This window comes from Niallia sp. Kr1 (genome assembly GCF_050389805.1).
Taxonomy (GTDB): domain Bacteria; phylum Bacillota; class Bacilli; order Bacillales; family Cytobacillaceae; genus Bacillus_BD.
Genome location: NZ_CP130945.1, coordinates 2,470,366 through 2,491,384 on the forward strand (window position 1 = coordinate 2,470,366; position 21,019 = coordinate 2,491,384).

Genomic DNA, 21,019 nt, shown 5'->3' on the forward strand with positions numbered 1-21,019 from the left:
AGCACAATGGAATGGTATATTGTTTTACCTTTAATATTCTTAGCGTTAATCATCTTGTTTGCATTAGGTATACCCATTATCTTTTCCTTTTTGATTATCGATATTGTAGGCGTGTATCTTTTATGGGGCGGCTCTTCGGGATTACAACAATTGCCTTTAAATATGTTTAAATCGATCTCATTATTTTCCTTGCTTGCAATTCCAATGTTCCTCTTTATGGGAGAAATTATGTTTCGAACAGGGATTGGAACACAAGTATTTAACGCATTGGGAAAATGGATGGGGAAAATTCCAGGGAGATTGAGTATTTTGGCTGTTGGTAGCGGAACATTGTTTGCTGTACTATGTGGATCAAGTGTCGCAACTACCTCGTTGCTTGGATCCCTTCTAGTTCCTGAAATGGACAAACATCGCTATAATTCTGCTATGACTTTAGGTCCTATTACAGGTAGTGCAGGTTTAGCCATTTTAATCCCTCCTACTGCACTTGGTGTTTTAATGGCAACACTTGCGGGTGTCCCAGTTGGAACGTTTCTCGTAGCGATTGTTGTTCCAGGTTTGATTCTTGCTGTGCTTTTTTTAACTTACATTATTGTGCGTTGTTTTCTGCAACCTGACTTAGCACCATCTTATGAAGTTGAAACCTATAGCATAAAGGAAAAGATAACGGATTTCTTTAAGTATATCTTTCCTCTCGGCTTTATCGTTTTTTTAGTATTAGGTGTGATTATTCTTGGAATTGCAACGCCAACTCAATCTGCTGTACTAGGTGCTGCTGGGACAACCGTCATGGCGATTGCTTATCGTAAGTTCACATGGAAACTATTATGGGAATCCTTAACTGGAACAGCAAGAATGACGGTAATGATCCTGATGATTATGGTTGGATCGACGACTTTTAGTCAAATTCTAAGTTTTACAGGTGTTACGCAAGGTCTGGTGCAAACTGTTTCAACATTAGATTTGACGCCAATCATGCTAATCATTTTAATACAACTTGTATTAATTGTTCTAGGCTGTTTCCTTGAACCGATGTCAATTATGATGATGACATTGCCAGTTGTGATGCCAATTGTTAGCGCAATGGGAATCGACCCGATTTGGTTCTGTGTCATTTTCTTAATCAACATGCAAATGGCTACGATGACGCCGCCATTTGGGATGGACTTATTTGCTATTAAAGCTGCGGCACCACATTATTCGATGGGTCAAATTTATAAGGCGATCTTACCGTTTATTGGTTTGAATTTAGTCCTAATCGTTTTAATTATCTTGTTCCCTTCACTAGCCACTTGGTTGACAGGCTTTATGAAAGCCTAAGGGGTGAACAGCGACAAAACTCTGGGAAATCCCAGAGTTTTTTATTGTAAGAGAACAATAGGTTGAAAAAATAGACTTTTGAAAGAAGGGTGCTTGTGAGAGTTTTCGTTTATGCTGCAGTACCTATTTTATATTTGACCCAATTGTTTATGAATGTTCGAATCATTGATACCCTTATATTAACTTTTGCGATCCTATCTATTGTGTTTTCATTCAAGCAAGCAAATCGGTTATACCGTACGGTTGGATGTATTTTCCTACTAATTGGGATTTGGTTATGGTCTTATTCATCTTTCGAGCTTGATATATTGCGAACAGCCTTCCATCAAATGGCTGGTATCCTTGGTTTATTTGTCGTCCTGCCTTTTATACAAAGCATCATACGAGTAGGGAAGTATGACAAGTCCATGAATAAATTGCTTCATTATCGCGTGCAAACCGTACATGGTGTATACTGTCGAACCTCATTGGGGGTCTATATTTTAAGTGTCTTTTTAGCGATTGCTGCAATTCCGATTGGTGCACATAGTTTTGGTAAAAAAATACCCGTTATCACGAATGAATTGAAACAGCATTTTTTAAACAGTTCGATGATACGTCCATTTGCTCTCGCACTCTTTTGGAGTCCGATTGAAATGGTGGTGCTTGTCGGAGTAGATGTAACGAATGCCGATTATGGAGTGATTTTGCCTATTCTTTTAGGGGTCAGTATCTGTTTTTTGACCTTCGATTGGTTCTTGCAAAGAAAAAAATATACTATATTAATCCATGAATTTGAAGAAAAACCGATCGAGGCATTTCCCAAAAAAGAACTACAAAAATCAGGACAATTATTACTCGTCATCTTGGTGCTATTCGCGATGGTTATGTTAACGAATCGTCTATTAGGTTTTGGTATGCTGATTTCGATCATTTTCATTTTGGCACCATTTTCTTTAATATGGAGTATGTGTATTCGTAAGTTTCCCATTCTCATTCGGAGGCTGAAAAAAACGTGGCCAGAAGGTGTGATAAAAATGGCAAACTTTAATATTCTCTTTCTATCAGCCAGCTTTTTCCTAACGATGGTACAAAAATCACCTGTATTCAGCTTTCTAAATGAAATATTAGTGACCCAGTTTGATTTTATGCATTTGTTTATTTTTTGTATTTTCGTATCTTTGGTCCTGTGGTTTTTATCTTACTTAGGGATCCATGCTGTTGTCTTAATTGTTTTGTTAGCCCAAATCTTAAATCCATTTTTTATTGGGAATGAAAATGGTCTTGCCTTTTTATTAATTGCAACATTATTAGCGTTATTAATGGTCAATCCATTTAATGTAGTTTCATCTATGATGACAAATATAATCGGAATCAATCCCATTCGACTAGTTCGATGGAATTTGGGATATACCATCTGTCTAATTATAACGGTAGATGTTATCGCTTATCTGCTTCTACTATAGTGATATGAAACAGGGGGACGGTTCTGGGCGTTTCGCCACATTCTTATCTATTGAAACATAAGAACCGTGATCATGTATCACTGCTTGATCTCTATTTTTCAATAAGTGAAAGGTTGACAGGTCCCTTGTAATTAACCAAACAGCTGAAAACCATGTATCAGTTGTTGCCATTTCAGGTCAAGGAACCTCTCCCTCTGTCTCACTGTACGATTCATATGAATTGAAACATGTATTTCCAACTGATTGTGCTGTAGTCAGAACTTTTAGAATATTCTATGATATAAACTAGCAAGAGAATACAGAAAGATCCATTTTTCGCATAAGTGAATGGTCGTGAAGGAGAGAACAACGGATTGTAACTGCCTCAAAAATTGTGTCTAGTTATCCAATTAACACGATGTGTTTTCTTTTAATTGCATGAAGTGTTAACGGTTACAAGGAACCGATTGTAGACAATAATTTCACTAACAGGGGGGAAGATGATGACAGAAAAACAGTATGACGGATACCGATCCTTTCAATATTTAACACCGGGAAAACACTATAAACCGTATCCTCTCCCTCAATCGGAAAGATACCGGCAAACTTATGAGATGAAGCTATTGGATTCGGAGAAACGCATTTTCGATACGATTCAAAAATACTATCCGATCGTTTCACTAAGGGACCATGGTTTTATAGTTCCGAAAAATCCCGACGATATCATTTCATATTGTCGCCAGCTTCATACAGAATTTGATTATGAGGGTTTAGCACGTTCCGGTGTTGATGTGATCTTTGAGAATTTTATGGATGGGATTTCCATTATTACCTCTCAAAATGGGCTTAAGTGGGACGATGTGATTTTAACATTGGGTATTCGTTATTGTGACATAGCCAAACAGGATACAGTCTATCTGGCTAAAACCTACAAAGACCTTGAGGAAGCGAAAATATCAAAGAAAGTAGCGATTCTGCCTTCATTAGAAGCGGCTAGCATTCTTGAAAATGAAGTGGATCGAGTAGATGTTCTGTATGGACTCGGCATTCGCTGTATGGGAATTACGTATAATGACGCCAATACACTAGGCTCTGGATTAACGGAAAGCTTTGATGGCGGATTAACGAAGTTTGGTAGAAAAGTAGTTGAAAGAATGAACACGCTAGGAATGGTCATCGATATCTCTCATTGTGGAGATCGAACAAGCCTAGATGTGATAGAAGCAAGTCAGTCTCCTGTCATGATTACTCATGCGGGAGCAAGAAAAGTCTGGGATTCACCTAGAATGAAACCAGATAAAGTGCTTTTAGCCTGTGCTGAGAAAGGTGGAGTGATTGGAGTTTGTGCCGCACCAAATACGACACTTTCTTCAAAAAATCCGAATGAGCATACGATTGAATCGGTTATGGAGCATTTAGAGTATCTAATCGATTTAGTCGGAATTGATCATGTGGGATTAGGACCTGATACATTCTTTGGAGACCATGTTGCCCTGCAAAATGCGTTTGATTCGATGCTTTCGCTTCACGAGTCACATGGAAATCAAGATTATGATGCTTCTCCATATGTCAAAGGTCTAGAGAACCCAACCGAAGCAATGAGCAATATGATTAAATGGTTGATTAAGAAAAATTACAAGGTTCAAGAAATCGAGAAAATTGTCGGTGGAAATGCATTACGAGTTTTACAAACGATATTGTCTTAAAAATAAGGAGGAATTTAAAAATGGCTGGAATTAAGCATGATGCCCCACAAGTACCATCACCACTACGAGTTATGTTCTATTTTGAATCAACAGGGTGGTTTAACACAACTGGAGAGGAAAAAACGAATAAGATTTTACCTCAATTAAATGTAATTGTTGCTTCATGGAGAGAGAATGGGTCCGAGTTACTAGGAACTATTGATCGAGACATTTTAACAGCTGGACCAGCGGGAAGTGCTGGATGGCATGCATGCTTCCTTTATAATGTTCCAGATTTACAAACTGTTGCAGATATGACGAATGCATTCCGTGCAACAGGTTTGGACAAGTATTTCCGATTAGAGGCTGTAATTGGCAGACCGTTTTTCTTACTTGAAAAATAAAAGGGGATTGAAACTATGAAAAGAAGATTACTATTTATTCTAATGGCGATAACAATGCTAATTATTACAGCCTGTAGTGGTTCATCATCAAGCGGCGGAAATTCAAGTAGTGGAGATGTCATTGAACTAAATTATGCTTTCTTTGCTCCTGCTGGAACCTTCCCAGCCGTTCAAATGGAGAAGTGGGCTGAAGAAGTAGAAAAACGAACAGATGGAAAAGTAAAGGTAAATACATTCCCTGGTGGCTCTTTATTGACTGCGGAAAATATGTATGATGGAGTAGCGAATGGACTTGCTGATATTGGGTTATCGTCAACAACCTATGAACCTGGAAGATTTCCATTATTAGCGATTTCTGATATGCCTTCTGGATACCCAAATGCAGCAGTAGCCAGTAAAGTTGTGGCCGATTTAGTAAATGAGTATCCACCAGATGCGTTAAAAGATTTCAAAATTATCACAGCCTTTGCTTCAGAACCAGCTTATATTCAATCACAAAAGCCGGTTGAAAGCTTGGCAGATGTAAAAGGAAAACAATTACGTATTTCAGGTGCAACAACTGATTTATTTACAGAACTAGGAGCTTCTCCAGTCGGGATGTCACAAGGGGAAGTCGCAGAAGCACTGCAAACTGGAATTGTTGATGGTTATGTGTCTTCGCGTGAAGTATTAAAAGATATGAAATACGCTGAAATGGTGAACTATGTAACTGATTACCCACTTACACTAAATACATTCGTTGCTGTTATGAATAAAAGTAAATGGGATTCCCTTCCTGAAGATGTAAAGACGGTAATTGATGAGTTAAATAAGGAAATGACTGATTTTACAGGTGACTATTTAGACACTTATGTGGATGAAGTCTTAAAGTGGAGCGAAGCTGAACATAACATTGAAGTCGTTTCCCTTAAAGATAAAGATAAGTGGGATGAAATTGGTCAAAAACTACAGTTAGACGCCGTGAAAAAAGCAGAAGAGTCAGGTTTACCTGGGAAAGAATATCATGAGCGTTTAAAGGAACTTGTTGAAAAATATAGTCAAGAATAAAAAAAATGATTACTCCCTATTCCACCTTCACTAGGGGGTAATCATTTATTAATCTAAATGGGCATTCGGGAGGGATCTAAGTTGAGTGAAGCTACAGAGTTAACAACAGAAAAAGGGACAGTGAGCCTGAATATAGAAAATAAAACAAGAGATAAGGGTGCATTAAAAATATTTGCCCTAAGAGTTAGTCAATTATTCGCCTGGATTTCCGGAAGTGCCGTGATGGCGATGATGCTTCTGATTGTTATCAATGGGATTAAACGATCCTTTTCAACCCCCATATTAGGAACAACCGAAATAGTCGGCTGGTTGGCTGCCATTTCCGTTTCATTTGCACTTGGTTATACACAAATACACCGTGGTCATGTAGAGATTGACTTACTTGTTGTAAAATTCCCTGAAGTAGTTCAAAAGGGTCTAAGAATTGTGATTGCTTTTGTTTCGCTAGGTTTCTTTAGTATCGTGGGCTGGCAACTATTTCAATATGCGATTACCTTATCTGGCAATCAAAATGTTTCGCAAACATTAGGGATCATCTATTACCCATTTGTTTTTCTTTCTGCTCTTGGATTTTTGGTTTTCGTAATCGTTCTTTTAACAGACCTTATTGCTGAAATAAAAGGAGGGAAAACTCATGGATCCAATTAGTATCGGATTAATCGGGATTATTGCCTTATTAGTTCTCATTTTTCTGCGCATGCCTGTCAGTTTCACGATGTTTATCGTCGGATTTGTTGGATTATTCCTCTTTATGGGAAAAGAAGCGGCTTTCAATGTACTTAGTGCTGATATTTGGGGTCAATTTTCTAGTTATACATTAGCCATTATTCCATTGTATGTCTTTATGGGTGAAATCATTTTCCGTTCTGGGATCACGCAAAACTTGTTTGATGCAGCCTATAAGTGGCTGGGACAATTTAAAGGAGGCATGGCAAGCACAACCATTTTAGCGAGTGCTGGTTTCTCCTCCATTTGTGGATCGAATACAGCCACGGCAGCCACAATGGGCACCATCGCCTTACCTGAATTAAAAAAATATAAATATGACCCTGCTATTAGTGCAGGTAGTGTGGCAACGGGAGGAACATTAGGAATCTTGATCCCGCCGAGTACCGTGTTAATCGTTATTGCGATTCAAACCCAGCAATCGGTTCAGGATTTGTTCGCTGCGGTTTTACTGCCAGGATTTCTCCTTACTACTCTAATGATTTTAACGGTTATCTTCCTATGCCAAAAGAACCCTAATATGGGACCGGCAGGACCTAAATTTCCTTTAAAGGAAAAAATAAAATCGTTAAGAGGAGTTATTCCAGTATTTGTCTTGTTTGCCTTTGTTATTGGGGGCTTATTCTATGGTTTATTTACCCCAACAGAATCTGGGGCATTTGGAGCATTTGGTGCCCTGATCATAACCATAGCGATGAGAAAATTCACATGGCAACGATTTAAAGATGCATTAGATAGTACGATTCGTTCAACAGCCATGGTGTTATTTTTAGTCGTAGGTGCGGTCGTGTTCGGACGTTTTATCACGGCAACAAGACTTCCGTTTGCAGTTGCTGAATTTGTTAGTAATCTTGCGGTACCGTCTGTTGTGATCCTTATTGCGATTCTTTTGATTTATGTAATTGGTGGGGCGATTATGGATGCGTTAGGCTTCTTAATCTTATCGATTCCGATATTCTTTCCAGCGATCATTGCACTTGGCTACGATCCGGTTTGGTTCTCAATTCTTCTATGTATCGTAACAAGCCTTGGTGGGATTACACCGCCAGTTGGGGTGAACGCCTTTATCGTTCAAGGGATATCAAAGGAAATCCCGATCACAACGGTTTTCAAAGGGACTGGGTATTTTATCGTGACATACACGATTCTTGTGGCCATTCTTATCCTATTCCCAGAAATCGTGACATTTTTGGTTTAAGGTTCAGAATCTTTTGATCATTAAAAGTGTCTGGAAACCAAAGAATGCCATTTAGTACTTTAGACTAGGTACTGGATAGGTTGTTCTACGGTTTTTGGCACTTTTTTTAATAACAAATGCGGGATAAGAATGATCTGATATGAATCGTACTAATATTTCTTAGTTTTTCAAACCTAAACTGTTGTAGTTAGATTATTCTAAATATTCTATATTATACTCAAAGAGAAAAATATTGTAGATGAACTAATTCTTATGAAATCGATCTTCCTAATGAAAACGTTTTAGTTCAATAATAATTGGTTTTTTCAAATTTATAGCCGGAGTCCAAAAGGAGAGATGTTTAATGGAAATGAAAGAGCAAAGAGTTGCGATTGTTACAGGAGCAAATAAAGGTCTCGGATTAGCCGTTGCTGAAAATTTTGTCAATGAGGAAAAAAAGGTCGTCTTCGTCATTAGAAACAAAGCGAATCTTGAACAAACAAAGCAGCAGTTTCAAGAAGCATTTGATAAAGAGCAAGTAATGTTTGTCCAATTAGATGTTTCTGATATTAACGGAATTAAAAGAGCTGTTGATCAAGTTGTAGAGAAGTGGGGAAGAATCGATATTCTCGTTAATAATGCGGGGATCCGTTATGAAACGTCTATCGAAGAGATTAATGAAGTTGAATGGGATCAAGTCATGAATGTGAATTTAAAAAGCACATTCTTTTTCTCTCAAGCCGTTATTCCAGCGATGAAAGAAAGAGGCTGGGGACGAATCATTAATATGTCTTCATTCGGTGGTCAGGCGGGTCCATTAACTTCAGGTGCTCATTATTCTGCGTCAAAGGCAGGTCAAATAGCCCTAAGTAAAACCTTTGCTAGATCCTTAGCGGAATATGGAATTACTGTTAATGCAGTCACTCCAGCTTCTGTGCGTACGCCAGAGATGGATAAAATGGACCCCGAAAAAATAGCAAAAATGGTTGAGAGCATTCCAGTTAAACGCGTAGGAGAACCAAAGGAGGTAGCTGACTTGGTTTCCTATTTAGCTTCAGAATCAGGTGGATTTACAACTGGAGCCACCTTCGACATTAATGGTGGAAGACTGATGAGGTAAAGCAACGCTTAATCCTTAGGCTAGAAACCAATTGGTATAAAGAGGAGAAAAAAATGAAACGAAATGGGGAGGAAAAAGAGATGACTGTTGAGATTCAAAGTAAGGACCTACTAAACCATGTACTGGATGAAATCCGAAATCGAAAGGATGAATTTGAAGCAAAGCGTCATGTTCCTCGTGATATGATTCAACAGCTAAAGCAACTGGGTGTTTATCGTGCTCACGTGCCACAATGCTTTGGCGGGGCTGGTACTTCGCCATCAGAATTTCTTAAGCTAATCGAGAAAATCTCTGAAGCAGACGGATCTGCAGGATGGGTAGCAAGCTTTGGCTCTGCTAATGTCTACTTAGCAGCTCTGCCGAAAGAGACACTTGCCAAATTATATGCCGATGGACCGGACGTTGCCTTCGCAGGCGGTCTATTCCCAGTTCAACCTGCCGAGAAAGTAGCAGGCGGCTATGATGTGAATGGTCTTTGGAAGTTTGCAAGTGGCTCAAAGGGCGCTGATGTGCTTGGTGTCGGGATTGGCGTTGGGGAAGGCGGTAAACCTTTAACGGCGGTATTAAGACCTGAGGACGTGGAAATCGTAGAGAACTGGGAAGTCATGGGAATGCGTGGAACAGGTAGTCATGATTTAAAGGTGAATGACGTATTCGTTCCTGAAGAATGGACTTTTGTTCGCGGCGGTGTTCCAACGATAGATGAACCGATTTTCCAGTACCCAACGATCGCTTATGCGGCTCAGGTTCTAGCAGTAGTGAACCTTGGTGTAGCTCGTGCTGCTCTTGATGAAGTTTCTGTAATGGCTTCTGGGCGCAATAGTGTTTCTGGTGCCCCTAAGATGGCCGATCGCGCATATGTGCGAATGGGGATAGCAGAGGCAGAAGCTAAACTTCGATCAGCAAGAGCGTTTTTCTACGAGACAACTGAATCCGCATGGGAATCGATTTTAAAAGGCGACGGTGTTTCTCCTGAGCAAACAAGTATGCTTCGTTTAGCTGGAGCAGAGGCAACCCGTGTAGGTGCGAGTGTTGTTCAATCCGCTTACATGCTCGCTGGTATTACAGCCATCTATGACGGGCATCCGCTTCAACGTTATTTGAGAGATGCGATGGTCGTAACGCAGCACGCATTTTTAAGCGAAGGCATGTATGACGGTGCTGGTTCCGTACTACTTGGTACAAAGCCATTCCCGGGCTTCATTTAAAGAATTGTTGAATGATGGTTTCATCAGTATTCATCCCCTGTGTGGAAATACAGGGATGAATACTGATAAGCTCTTTGATTCAATCATTAATTTATAAAAAGTATTTAAACCCCCAAAACTTAGCGATTATCCTCTCAATCATTTCCCTATATTTATAAAAATAAAAACTATAAAAATATTACTAATATAAGTTATAAAAATGGAAGAACTACGATGTATAAGGTAAAATAAAGGAAAGTTCAAAATTTTCTATGATATCAGAATTATTTTAAACCACATTCATATCTTGTGTTTTACAATATTCGTTTATTAATAGTTTTATAAGGAAAGAGGTAGGTCGGTTTGACATCAACAAAAAATAACGAGTTATCAAATATTTTTTCCTTTTTTAATCATGGGGGAGATTATTATTTCCAAGAAAAGCGAATGGTCATTTCAAGTACGGATGCATGGGGGGTATTAAGAAAGGACCTTATCGATACGTTGGGTATCCAAAGGGCAAAAAGGTTTCTTCTTCGATATGGTTGGAATTGCGGGAAAAATGAAGCAAGGATGTTAAAGGATCTAGTTGATTGGGAGAATGATATGGATTGGCTTGTAGCGGGTTCACAAATGCACCAAATTGGTGGACGTGTTTTATCTTATCCAGAGTACTTTCAGGTAGATATGGAGAAAGGAACATTTCATGTTTCCGGTCACTGGGTTGATTCGTATGAAGCCAAGCAGCATTTGCAGCATTACGCCTTGTACCATGAGCCCATTTGTTATTTTCTAATTGGTTATGGCGGGGGCTATACAAGTGAGTGCATGGGGAAAAGGGTTATTTTTAAAGAAACGGAATGTGTTGGAAAAGGCGATAAACAGTGTCGCTATGTGGCCAAAACGGTGGAAGAATGGGGTTCTGAAATTGATGATGATTTGATTAACTATGAAGAACAAGACATTGCCGATGAACTCGATATCGTCTATCGTCGTGTGGAAAGACAGAGTGAGATTCTGCATGTCGGGACATCGATCACCAAGAACTTGACGTTTGCACTCCTTCAGGACAAGGGAATGAATGATTTTGCAAAGATCCTTGCTGATGACTTAAGTCTTCCTGTTTTTATCCAGAATCAGTACTTTGAGGACATTGCTCATTATGCGGAAGAAACGTATGTAAATATTCAAGAGTATCAATGGGAAAACATGAGAGAATTTATAAAACAAAAAGTGTCAGATCGTGTCTTGACGCAAACGGAGTCCTATGAAATGACTTCGCATCAGCATTTACTCGTTTCACCAATTATTATTCAAAATGATGTATATGGCTACATTTCTATTTATCGGGAACGGGCCCCTTTCGGAGATGCTGAAACCGATTTTCTCGAAAGGGCTGCAAGTATTTGTGCCGTAAAAATGTTAAATGAACGGACAGCGATTCAAACGGAAGAGAGAATGAAGGGGGACTTGTTGGAAGAACTCTTTAAGAGTGAGACCAATACGGCTGATATTGTTAAACGATTTTCTTATTTTGGTTATAACATGAATACGCCCCATTATGTGGTAACTTTCGAACTGCCAAATTATAGCCTCTTCCCTGAATCTGAAGTACCTAACACAAATAAAGGGAACAGTCCCTTAAAAGCATTGATGAATTTTTTTGATCGAGAGGAAACGCACTTCCACACGAACTTTGTAAAGTTGCAAAAGTATAACAAAGTAACTGTTTTAATTTCAGAGGGGTATCTTCATAAGAAAAAAATAGACATCAAAAGATTCGCTGAGGAATGTTATGCTTTGATCCAAAAAGAGCAAAAAACGGATTTAGTCTATATCGGAGTAAGCAAAATATGTACAGACGCTGAGCAATACAGCAAACGATATAAAGAGTCTATTAAAGCGATTGAGGTGTCAAAGGCAAGAAACCGATTGATGAATACGATAAACAGTACGATCGTCCATGCTGATGAATTAGGACACATTATGATTTTGCTAGATGCAAGGAAACCAGAGGAGTTGCTGGCATATGCTCATGAGTTTTTAGCTGACTTAAAGTCCTATGATGAGAAAAATTCTACAGAACTGATACGGACACTCTATTATTATATTGAAAATGAATGCAATCTCCATAAAACCGCAAGAGAAATGAATGTTTCGATAAGTGGGATGCGCTATCGAATAACTAGAATTGAAGAGATCATAGGGGTTGATTTGTCGAAGGCCTCATCAAAATTTGAAATTCAAATTTCCTTACAAACGTATATGGTGTTTAACCTCTTGTAATTGACTTCCATTAATGGGAAAGTGACCTTTTCCTGGAAAATAAGATAAAATGACACATAATCCCTGAAAACGACGCACAATCGCGTGGAAACGACATGGTTCTCGAAATGAGTATAAAGGGAAGGAATATCCATAAAAAGTAGGTACAGGTTTATTTTTGCTATGTGGTTTTCCCCATAGCTTTTTTTCGGGATTATATATAATTGGGGTGATTGGTTTGACGTTTAGTAAACAATTCCAGGTTCGTCTCGCGTTTTATTTAATCGGGATCCTTTGCCTCTCATTTGGGATTAGTTGCTCAATTAATTCCCAGTTGGGGGCTGCTCCTATGCCTTCTTTACAAGTTGGTTTGCAGCAAACACTTGGATTAACGGTCGGCACTTGGGAGTTTCTCATAGGGGCAATTTTGGTTACCATCATGGCAGTTATCCGAAGAAGTCGTCCCGATGTATTGGCCTTTCTCTCATCTTTTTTAACGGGTATGGGAATAGATATGTGGTTATTTATTACGAAACAAGTGTGGATTCCTGAACTATGGGTGGGGAAGATCCTATTCCTCTGTCTAGGTTTAATCTTCATTGGGCTAGGTGTATCGCTTTATTTACAAGCAAAGTTTTCTCCAGCACCGCCTGATGGAATGGTCCTTCTTCTAGAAGAACAATTTAGAATGAATCGCGCCACCTCCAGGACCATCTTTTCGGGTGCTGTTGTCGTACTTGCTTTCCTTTTTAGTGGTCCAATAGGTGTAGGGACCATTATTATGGTTGTATCACTCGGTCCGATCGTGGCCCGATTTTATCCGATTATGGAAAAATTATTTCAACATTTCACATTTAGCAGAAGTCTCCCGCTAGCTTAAGGTGGGGGATTTTATTTTTGTTAAAATTGTAGTTACTGTTTTTTATTACAGATCGTATTTAAAACAAGTGAACTGTATGTTTCGGTTACATCCTATTGATTTTTTCCAACCTAATCGTCTATTGATTGAAAGCGTTTGATTTAATAATATAAACATATAATCTAAATTTTCAAAAAACACAGTAAATATAAAATGGAGGAATTGATATGCTATCAAAACAAGATAATCATTTATTAACTAGAGTAGGTCCTGGTACACCGATGGGAGAATTGTTCCGACGCTATTGGATTCCAGCTTTAAAATCAGATGAATTACAGCCTGATGGTAAGCCGCAACGAGTGAAATTACTAGGTGAAGAATTAATTGCCTTCCGTGATACAGAAGGGAAAATTGGTTTGATGGAGGAAGCCTGTCCACACCGTGGTACATCACTCTATTACGGAATTAATGATGGCTGTGGTCTTCGTTGTATGTACCATGGTTGGAAGTTTGATACGAATGGTGATTGTACGGAGATTCCATCAGAAGAAGGAGATCCGAAGTTTAGACAGAAAATCAAAATTAAAAGCTATCCAGTAAAAGAGGTAAAAGGAATGGTTTGGACGTATATGGGACCAGAAGATACTCAACCTGACTTCCCTGAATTTTATTGGATGGGATTGCCTGATGATTATATGATGTCTGAGCGAGTTTGGCAGGAATGTAACTATGCACAAGTAATGGAAAATGATCTTGATTATGTCCATGCGGCGTTTCTCCATAAAGCACATGGAAAACAAGAAACAGGTGAAGGGATTTTAAGTACAGATTTAGGAATTGATCCGGATCATCCACTTGTAAAAAACCCACCGGTTAAGCAAGATGTCGAGGATGCCAACTATGGAAAACGTTGTGTAGCGGTTGGAATAGGCAACGAAACAGACAACGCATTTATGGAAATTCACTATATCTTCCCGTTCTATACGTATCCGCCAAGATTTGAAGGAGAAGATGGAATGTGGCATGCGTTCATTCCTAGAGATGACTATAGCACTTGGTCATGGGATGTCCAATTTTCCCATGATCGACCAATCGATGTTCAAGCTAACCATGAGCGTCGTGGTTTAAAACTAGATGAACATTTCAAAAAGCAAATCAGTCTTGAAAATGATTATGCTCAGGATCGTGAGCTACAAAGAACAGGAAACTTCACGGGTATTCGTGGAATAGCTAATCAGGACCATGCCGCAACTGAAACGATGGGACCGATTGTTGACCGTTCGAAGGAGCATCTTGGAACAAGTGATTTACCAATTATTCATATGCGTCGCTTATTGCTTCAGCAAGTGAAAGCATTCCAAGAAGGGGCAGAGAATTTTAAGTTAGATAATAACTCCTTAAAGGATTTATATAGTGCTGGAATCTATGATAGCAATCAAAAATCATGGCAAGAGGCATTTCCAATGAAGGAACAATTTAAAGTGGATGGACAAGAGGTAAAATCATAATCGATCCATTTGACTTTAACTAGATTGACTTAAGTAGGTTACGACAAACCATATGAAAGTAGGGTGATTTCCTTTCAAAAGGAAATCACCCCTCTGATATCTTGTTTAATAGATTGAGAATTTTGAAGTGAAAGCAGGGATTGCATGACTTTAGAAGAGTATCTACGAACAATTTTAAATGAAGAAGAAGTAGAATTAGCGATACTAGAGCCGGCCTTTACTTTTAGTTTAGAAGGTTATAAGGTGACTAGCTATGAATGAACTTCTTTTTGAAACGATTGAAAACGCAGCGAATGCCATTAAAAATAAACAGATTTCACCGGTTGAATTAACAGAGATGACCTTAAAACAAATTTCTGAGCATGAACCAAGAGTGAATGCGTTTATTACGGTTATGGAAGAAGAGGCAATGTCCCAAGCAAGACAACTAGAAGCAGAGATGTCGAACAATCAAGTACGAGGACCGTTACACGGAATTCCTATTGCTGTTAAAGATATTTTACAAACAAAGGGTGTAAAAACAACAGGTGGTTCCAAAATTTTCGATAACTGGATTCCTTCTGAGGATGCGGTAGCGGTTCAAAAATTAATCGATGCCGGTGCAGTGATCATTGGCAAGGCGAATTTGCATGAGTTTGCCATGGGTGCGACGACAGAAAATCCACATTATGGCAGCACGAAGAATCCTTGGAATGTGACAAGAATTCCAGGTGGCTCAAGTGGGGGATCTGCGGTAGCAACCGCAACAGGAATGGCTTTTGGAGCGGTAGGAACCGATACAGCAGGGTCTGTACGACTACCAGCAGCGATGTGTGGTACCGTTGGATTTAAGCCAACCTACGGACTGGTTTCAAGACGCGGCTGTCTACCATTTAGTTGGTCATTGGATCATGTCGGTCCAATGACAAGAACGGTTCAGGATGCGGCTATTATGCTTGAGGTCATGAAAGGTCATGATGCATCGGATCCAGCGTCTGCCAAAAAAACGGTGAATGTTCTATCAGACTCTTTAGAAGATTTAAAAGGAGTTAAGCTTGGTTTCTATGAACCTTATATGTTTGCCGGAATCGATGATGATGTGAAAAAGGTGATAGAAGAAGCCTTCCAACAACTCGAATCATTAGGAGTGGAAATTATCCCAATTGATTTACCAGGAATCGATGATGCCCTTAACGCGTTAAAGGCGATTGCCCAATCAGAAGTCGTCTCCGTGCATGAACCATTCTTGAAAAAATATGGTCATTTATATGGAGATGATTTGAAATACCGTTTTGATTTTGGAAGTGATATATCTGCAACTGTTTACCTTCGTGCCCAGCGTAGGAGAGAACAGTTTGTTAAGGAAACGATCAAACAAATGCATGGCATCGATGCCTTAGTTGGATCAACCAATGTTCAGCCACCGTTTGAAATTGGAACCATGGTACCGGAAATGGCGATCAGCAATATGTTTACTCTAGGTAAAACGCCGTTAGCCAATATTCTCGGTTTTCCGGCTCTCTCAGTTGCTTGTGGGTTTACTTCAGAAAAACTGCCAGTCGGATTGCAGTTGATTGGAAAGCCTTTTACTGATCAAAGAGTACTGCAAATTGGGGACTGCTACGAGAAATCGATGCAGTGGGTACAGGCATTAAAAAACAATTTGAATTATGTACAGCAATAGTGTAAAACTTCCATCAACGTGAGATTCTTCATTCTTGTTGATGGTTAATTATATCAAACGAAATAAAAAAGAGAGTTCAATCTAGCTATCTATAAACTTAGTAAAATAAGAGGGGACTAAGATGATTCAGAAAATGGAGCATGTAGCGATTATCGTTCGCAATATGGATGAAACCATTCAGTTTTATTCAGAAACGTTTGGGTTTAAAGTACGACTTCGTGGTCGTAAATCTGACCGTGAAATGGCTTTTTTATATCTTGATACACAGCGGAGCATGGAAATTGAGCTGATTCAGCAACTAACAGAAGGAAGCGAATACAGTGAAACGGGGATTGTCAATCACCTTGCATTCACTGTCGAAAATATTGAAGAGACCATTCAATTTTTGAGGGAGAAGGATATTACCTTTACTTCAGAGGACGTAAAACCCACTCTTGAAGGTGGACGAATGATCCTTTTTCATGGACCGAACCGTGAGTTGTTGCAGTTAGTGGAACGAGTTAAAGAACCGAGTAAATCTAAGGAGGACTAATATGGGAAATGTACTTCGTCTTGGCCGTGTAGAATTAAATGTACTAGATTTAGATCAATCGGTAGACTACTATACAAATGTGATTGGATTAGAAGAAACTGGACGGGCAGGAAACAGTGTTTATTTAAAAGCATGGGATGAATTTGACCATCACAGTTTAATTCTTACAAAATCGAATAAAGCGGGTTTGGTTCATATGGCTTTTAAGGTCGAGAGCCTTGATGATTTAGCTTATTATGAAAAGAAGGTTGAGGAGTTTGGCTGTACCACTTCTCGTATTTCTAGTCATTCAAGATTAGCCGAAGGGGAAGCGGTCCATTTTATTTTACCAACAGGTCATCACTGTGAACTCTATTATGAAATCGGTTTCCTTGGTACGGCAGTGGGTACACGCAACCCACATCCATGGCCATTAACCGCAAAAGGGATTGCACCGCATCGTCTTGATCACTTGTTACTAACAGGAGATGATTTGAAGACTGTTACTCGATTCTTTGTCGAAGTGCTTAATTTTAAACAAAGCGAAAAAGTTGTAACGGAAGGCGAAGAACAATTACTAGGTAGTTTCTTGTTTTCCAGTAATAAAGCACATGATATTGCGTTTGTCCATGGACCGGATGCGAAGTTGCACCATGTGGCTTTTCATGTGGATTCCCTACACGATGTATTTAAAGCAGCAGACCTCTTATCGATGCATAAAGTTCCGTTTGATGTGACACCTACTCGTCATGGTATTACACGAGGACAAACGATTTACTTCTTCGATCCTTCTGGAAACCGAAATGAAGCATTTGCTGGCGGCTATATGGCATTCCGTGATATGCCGACGATTACATGGGATGCATCTGAAATTGGAACCGGAATTTTCTATCACCGTAGAGAATTGTCCGAATCCTTTATGAAGGCATTAACCTAATTCTATATTTACAAAGTGAGGTGAAGGCATGTATAAAGTTTCATTAAAAGCTAGAAACCAAGAGTTTGAGTATCAGTGTGCACCGAGCCAAACGCCATTAAGAGCAGCTCGGGAACATTTTATTCCATTTCCAACTGGATGCCAGCGTGGAGGATGCGGGATGTGTAAGGTTAAAGTGTTAGAAGGGGAGTACGATCACGAAACGACGCGATCACATGAATATCTTTCTGATGAAGAACTAAAAAATAATTTCGCATTAGCTTGCTGCATGACTCCAAAAAGTAATCTAGAATTGATCACAATTGAGGATTATGAAAAGCAAAAGAACACATTGACGGCTGCTAGTCAAAACTGAGTGAGGTGAAAAAACCGTATGTCTGAAGAGATCAGGGCATACGGTTTTTTCTATAAGGTATAAGACTCGATGATATTATAAGTGAGTAGACACAGTATTCGCTGCTTCATCATGAATTTGGAAATGCAGTTGAAATATATTGAATAAATTCACTAACCGCTGGTGAAGCGCGTTTCTTTTTTTTGGTGATCAGTCCTAAATCCCAAGGAAAACTTGGCTGAAAGGGGATCGCCTTAATTACATCTTGACCAACCCTTTCAACAACGGGATTTGGGAAAATCGAAACCCCTAAGTTTTCAGCAATCATACCACTCATAAAACCCCACTCCGAAATTTCATAAGCAATTTCCGGACGAAAACCAGCTCTTTGGCATTCCTGAATAATGAGGTCATGAATATAGGGATGTCTAAATAGAATGAAGGTTTCATTTTGTAACTCTTTCATTTCAACTTTTTCTTTCCTCGCTAATGGATGGGTAGGATGAACGAAGAGCGATAGTTCTCCATGAACTAAAGGGAGAACATCAAATTCCTTTTCATCCACTGGAAGCATAACTACACCTAGATCTAATATTCCATCACTGACTTCCTGTTTAACCTTTTGTGAATCATCTTCCGAAATATGAATTTTGATATCGGGGAACAGATTATGGAACCCTTTAATTATTTTAGGGAAAAATAAAAAACCAATGATAGGGGGAATCCCAATTTTTATTTTTCCTTTTTTTAAATTCAATAAATCATATAGATTCAACGATAAATCGTTAAGCGATTCCAAAATCATTTCCCCTTCCGCCAAAACGATTTCGCCTGCTTCTGTTAATTCAATTTTCTTTGAGGAACGGTCTATCAGTTCTACTTTTAATTCTTCTTCCAAACTCTTGACGGCTTTACTTAGTGTAGATTGTGATAAGTGAAGGGAGGTGGAAGCATTTGTAAAACTTTTATATTTGCCCACTTCTATAAAGTAAGTAAGATGACGTATGTCCATGAATATAATCTCCAATCTATGAATTATATGCATATGTTTCATTCCTATAATTCATTTTACTCATATTAATTTGTGTTGTATACTAGTTTGTGAACAAAATGTGAACAAAAAAAGAAACAATTTGTGAACTTTATAAAAGAAAGGTGTGAAACATAGGGACGGTTCTGGTGTTTCATTGGTTTTACAAGATTAATGTAACCGGCACCACTTAATGCTACCTGAAATGAATGGTGCACAATTGTTGAAACCACAGTGTCGAGATAAGGATAACACTGAAGAATATCTTTAGTTAAATACTTTTTTAATCAAATTAGTCTTCGGTTGTATTTTTATATTTTCCAATTATCTCGAATTCGAGATTAGTAATTTTAGAATTACGTAACTAGAAGTATTTTTTAGATCGGTCGACGTTACTATTTTTATCACTGGAATTTAGAAATTCATCTTTAACTTAATAGGTTAAGAGTTAGAAAGAACAAAGGGGATCCTTCAAATGGATATTTTAGGTTTACTAGGAATATTGTTAGGAATCTTAACAATTATTCTCTTCATTATTAAAAAGTTTAGTATCATCGTTGCTGCGCCGATAGCAACAATTGTGGTATTGCTGTTTAGCGGAGTACCTATACTTGAAACTGTATTCGGCAAAGAAAATTCGTATATGACAGCACTTGCCGGGTTTGTTGCATCCAATTTCGCTATTTTCTTATTAGGTTCCATACTCGCGAAATACATGGATAAAAGTGGGGCAACGATATCCATTGCAAATAAAGTATTGTCGGTCGTAGGAACGAAGAACCCGTACAATGCATTAGTGGCATTATTTATTATCTCTGCCATTCTCACTTACGGTGGGATTAATGTATTCGTTATTATATTTGCATTAATTCCTATGGCTAAACCAATTTTCAGGCAACTTAATATTTCATGGAAATTAGTGACCATTCCTGTGTTTGGTGGAACATCAACGTTTACAATGACTATGTTGCCTGGGGCACCTTCCTTACACAATATTGTGCCCTCAACGGCTTTGGGAACGACATTAACAGCTGCTCCGTTTATCGGAATTGTCACTTCTATCGCAGCCATTGTTTTCATACTCGTCTTTATGAAATTCTCGTTGTCTAGTAGCTTGCGTAAGAACGAGACATTCCATGTGAATGCGAAGGATGAAAATAGTAATACGACATCCAAACTTGAGCTCCCATCGTTCATGTTCAGTTTACTTCCTATCATCGTATTATTGGGCATCATATTACTATTTAGTTCAGTGAGTAACATTATTATTGTCGCCTTAATTGTTGCCATACTATTGAGTGCTATATTATTCCGTAAACAAATTTCTAACCAAAAGGAAGCATTAAATCAAGGCGCTACCGAATCGTTATCATCAACGATCACAACGGGTAGTACCATTGCGTTTGGTAGCATTGCAACAGGTGTTCCAGCATTTAATGGTGTATTCCAATTGATTCAATCGATTCCAGGACCTCCTGTACTCTCATTAATGATTGGTACAGGACTAATAGGTGGTATTACGGCTTCAGCTGTTGGAGCAATTGGGATTTCTGTTGCGAATTTTGCACCTATTTATTTGGAAATGGGATTAGATCCGGAAACAGTTCACCGTGCTATCGCAATTGGATCAGGAGCCCTATCAATTGTTCCTTACTCTGGATTCTTGATAATCTTTAACAATTTAACGGGATTAACGATGAAAGACACCTTCAAAAATGGATTTATTAGTATAAGTGTTACCCACTGGGTAGCTATGGCCGTTATTGTCATCATGGCAATCTTAGGTTTAGCTTAACGATCTAACTGTAGTAAGTTTAATACT

19 protein-coding genes are annotated in these 21,019 nt (G+C 38.7%); 17 read left to right on the top strand and 2 right to left on the bottom strand.

Annotation, left to right across the window (positions count from 1 at the left end; translation table 11 throughout):
* Positions 1-6: 6 nt before the first annotated feature.
* Together Q5760_RS11940 and Q5760_RS11945 are read left to right on the top strand one after the other, a co-directional pair.
* A complete protein-coding gene (locus tag Q5760_RS11940; RefSeq protein WP_428912376.1) occupies positions 7-1,320 on the top strand; it encodes a TRAP transporter large permease in 1,314 nt (437 codons plus the stop codon).
* A gap of 95 nt (positions 1,321-1,415) precedes the next feature.
* Positions 1,416-2,765: a hypothetical protein gene (locus tag Q5760_RS11945; protein ID WP_428912377.1), complete on the top strand. Its 1,350-nt coding sequence runs from the start codon at positions 1,416-1,418 to the stop codon at positions 2,763-2,765.
* On the opposite strand, the gene Q5760_RS11950 is transcribed toward Q5760_RS11945, so the two are convergent.
* Complete coding sequence (locus tag Q5760_RS11950; RefSeq protein WP_428912378.1) at positions 2,760-2,936, bottom strand: hypothetical protein; 177 nt, start codon at positions 2,934-2,936, stop codon at positions 2,760-2,762. The genes Q5760_RS11945 and Q5760_RS11950 overlap by 6 nt on opposite strands.
* Before the next feature lie 311 nt (positions 2,937-3,247).
* Between Q5760_RS11950 and Q5760_RS11955 the strand changes: the two genes are divergently transcribed.
* From Q5760_RS11955 to Q5760_RS12020, 14 genes are all read left to right on the top strand, one after another.
* Entirely contained in the window at positions 3,248-4,450 is a 1,203-nt protein-coding gene (locus Q5760_RS11955) for a dipeptidase (protein WP_428912379.1), read from the top strand.
* Between the two features lie 20 nt (positions 4,451-4,470).
* Positions 4,471-4,833 carry a hypothetical protein gene (locus Q5760_RS11960; protein WP_428912380.1) on the top strand — a complete coding sequence of 121 codons (363 nt, stop codon included), beginning with the start codon at positions 4,471-4,473 and terminating at the stop codon, positions 4,831-4,833.
* 15 nt (positions 4,834-4,848) lie between these two features.
* Positions 4,849-5,880 (top strand): TRAP transporter substrate-binding protein, encoded by a 1,032-nt coding sequence (locus tag Q5760_RS11965; RefSeq protein ID WP_428912381.1) that lies wholly within the window; start codon positions 4,849-4,851, stop codon positions 5,878-5,880.
* Positions 5,881-5,961: 81 nt separating this feature from the next.
* Complete coding sequence (locus tag Q5760_RS11970) at positions 5,962-6,528, top strand: TRAP transporter small permease (RefSeq protein WP_428912382.1); 567 nt, start codon at positions 5,962-5,964, stop codon at positions 6,526-6,528.
* Complete coding sequence (locus tag Q5760_RS11975) at positions 6,515-7,804, top strand: TRAP transporter large permease (protein WP_428912383.1); 1,290 nt, start codon at positions 6,515-6,517, stop codon at positions 7,802-7,804. The genes Q5760_RS11970 and Q5760_RS11975 overlap by 14 nt, the downstream gene beginning before the upstream one ends.
* Positions 7,805-8,147: 343 nt before the next feature.
* Positions 8,148-8,903 carry an SDR family NAD(P)-dependent oxidoreductase gene (locus Q5760_RS11980; protein ID WP_428912384.1) on the top strand — a complete coding sequence of 252 codons (756 nt, stop codon included), beginning with the start codon at positions 8,148-8,150 and terminating at the stop codon, positions 8,901-8,903.
* Positions 8,904-8,956: 53 nt separating this feature from the next.
* Entirely contained in the window at positions 8,957-10,111 is a 1,155-nt protein-coding gene (locus Q5760_RS11985) for an acyl-CoA dehydrogenase family protein (RefSeq protein ID WP_428912385.1), read from the top strand.
* A 342-nt stretch (positions 10,112-10,453) separates the two neighbouring features.
* The gene (locus Q5760_RS11990) at positions 10,454-12,376 is read left to right on the top strand and encodes a XylR N-terminal domain-containing protein (RefSeq protein WP_428912386.1); all 1,923 of its coding nucleotides are present in this window, start codon (positions 10,454-10,456) and stop codon (positions 12,374-12,376) included.
* Between the two features lie 328 nt (positions 12,377-12,704).
* The gene (locus tag Q5760_RS11995) at positions 12,705-13,235 is read left to right on the top strand and encodes a YczE/YyaS/YitT family protein (RefSeq protein ID WP_428912387.1); all 531 of its coding nucleotides are present in this window, start codon (positions 12,705-12,707) and stop codon (positions 13,233-13,235) included.
* A 206-nt stretch (positions 13,236-13,441) separates the two neighbouring features.
* Complete coding sequence (locus tag Q5760_RS12000; protein WP_428912388.1) at positions 13,442-14,722, top strand: Rieske 2Fe-2S domain-containing protein; 1,281 nt, start codon at positions 13,442-13,444, stop codon at positions 14,720-14,722.
* A gap of 253 nt (positions 14,723-14,975) precedes the next feature.
* Positions 14,976-16,385 carry an amidase gene (locus Q5760_RS12005; protein ID WP_428912389.1) on the top strand — a complete coding sequence of 470 codons (1,410 nt, stop codon included), beginning with the start codon at positions 14,976-14,978 and terminating at the stop codon, positions 16,383-16,385.
* A 121-nt stretch (positions 16,386-16,506) separates the two neighbouring features.
* Positions 16,507-16,917, top strand: a complete 411-nt coding sequence (locus Q5760_RS12010; RefSeq protein WP_428912390.1) for a VOC family protein — start codon at positions 16,507-16,509, stop codon at positions 16,915-16,917.
* A 1-nt stretch (position 16,918) separates the two neighbouring features.
* The gene (locus Q5760_RS12015; protein WP_428912391.1) at positions 16,919-17,833 is read left to right on the top strand and encodes a catechol 2,3-dioxygenase; all 915 of its coding nucleotides are present in this window, start codon (positions 16,919-16,921) and stop codon (positions 17,831-17,833) included.
* Between the two features lie 28 nt (positions 17,834-17,861).
* Positions 17,862-18,188: a 2Fe-2S iron-sulfur cluster-binding protein gene (locus Q5760_RS12020; RefSeq protein WP_428912392.1), complete on the top strand. Its 327-nt coding sequence runs from the start codon at positions 17,862-17,864 to the stop codon at positions 18,186-18,188.
* Positions 18,189-18,297: 109 nt separating this feature from the next.
* Here Q5760_RS12020 and Q5760_RS12025 read toward each other — a convergent pair whose 3' ends face one another.
* Positions 18,298-19,179 carry a LysR family transcriptional regulator gene (locus Q5760_RS12025; protein ID WP_428912393.1) on the bottom strand — a complete coding sequence of 294 codons (882 nt, stop codon included), beginning with the start codon at positions 19,177-19,179 and terminating at the stop codon, positions 18,298-18,300.
* A 493-nt stretch (positions 19,180-19,672) separates the two neighbouring features.
* Here Q5760_RS12025 and Q5760_RS12030 point away from each other — a divergent pair, with 493 nt between their 5' ends.
* Complete coding sequence (locus tag Q5760_RS12030; RefSeq protein ID WP_428912394.1) at positions 19,673-20,992, top strand: GntP family permease; 1,320 nt, start codon at positions 19,673-19,675, stop codon at positions 20,990-20,992.
* Positions 20,993-21,019: the final 27 nt, after the last annotated feature.

Bases quoted from the DNA above. Each gene is read 5' to 3' on its own strand.
- Q5760_RS11940 (WP_428912376.1), top strand. From the start codon at position 7: ATGGAATGGTATATTGTTTTACCTTTAATATTCTTAGCGTTAATCATC.
- Q5760_RS11950 (WP_428912378.1), bottom strand. From the start codon at position 2,936: ATGGCAACAACTGATACATGGTTTTCAGCTGTTTGGTTAATTACAAGG.
- Q5760_RS11955 (WP_428912379.1), top strand. From the start codon at position 3,248: ATGACAGAAAAACAGTATGACGGATACCGATCCTTTCAATATTTAACA.
- Q5760_RS11960 (WP_428912380.1), top strand. From the start codon at position 4,471: ATGGCTGGAATTAAGCATGATGCCCCACAAGTACCATCACCACTACGA.
- Q5760_RS11965 (WP_428912381.1), top strand. From the start codon at position 4,849: ATGAAAAGAAGATTACTATTTATTCTAATGGCGATAACAATGCTAATT.
- Q5760_RS11975 (WP_428912383.1), top strand. From the start codon at position 6,515: ATGGATCCAATTAGTATCGGATTAATCGGGATTATTGCCTTATTAGTT.
- Q5760_RS11980 (WP_428912384.1), top strand. From the start codon at position 8,148: ATGGAAATGAAAGAGCAAAGAGTTGCGATTGTTACAGGAGCAAATAAA.
- Q5760_RS11985 (WP_428912385.1), top strand. From the start codon at position 8,957: ATGAAACGAAATGGGGAGGAAAAAGAGATGACTGTTGAGATTCAAAGT.
- Q5760_RS11995 (WP_428912387.1), top strand. From the start codon at position 12,705: ATGCCTTCTTTACAAGTTGGTTTGCAGCAAACACTTGGATTAACGGTC.
- Q5760_RS12000 (WP_428912388.1), top strand. From the start codon at position 13,442: ATGCTATCAAAACAAGATAATCATTTATTAACTAGAGTAGGTCCTGGT.
- Q5760_RS12005 (WP_428912389.1), top strand. From the start codon at position 14,976: ATGAATGAACTTCTTTTTGAAACGATTGAAAACGCAGCGAATGCCATT.
- Q5760_RS12010 (WP_428912390.1), top strand. From the start codon at position 16,507: ATGATTCAGAAAATGGAGCATGTAGCGATTATCGTTCGCAATATGGAT.
- Q5760_RS12015 (WP_428912391.1), top strand. From the start codon at position 16,919: ATGGGAAATGTACTTCGTCTTGGCCGTGTAGAATTAAATGTACTAGAT.
- Q5760_RS12020 (WP_428912392.1), top strand. From the start codon at position 17,862: ATGTATAAAGTTTCATTAAAAGCTAGAAACCAAGAGTTTGAGTATCAG.
- Q5760_RS12025 (WP_428912393.1), bottom strand. From the start codon at position 19,179: ATGGACATACGTCATCTTACTTACTTTATAGAAGTGGGCAAATATAAA.
- Q5760_RS12030 (WP_428912394.1), top strand. From the start codon at position 19,673: ATGGATATTTTAGGTTTACTAGGAATATTGTTAGGAATCTTAACAATT.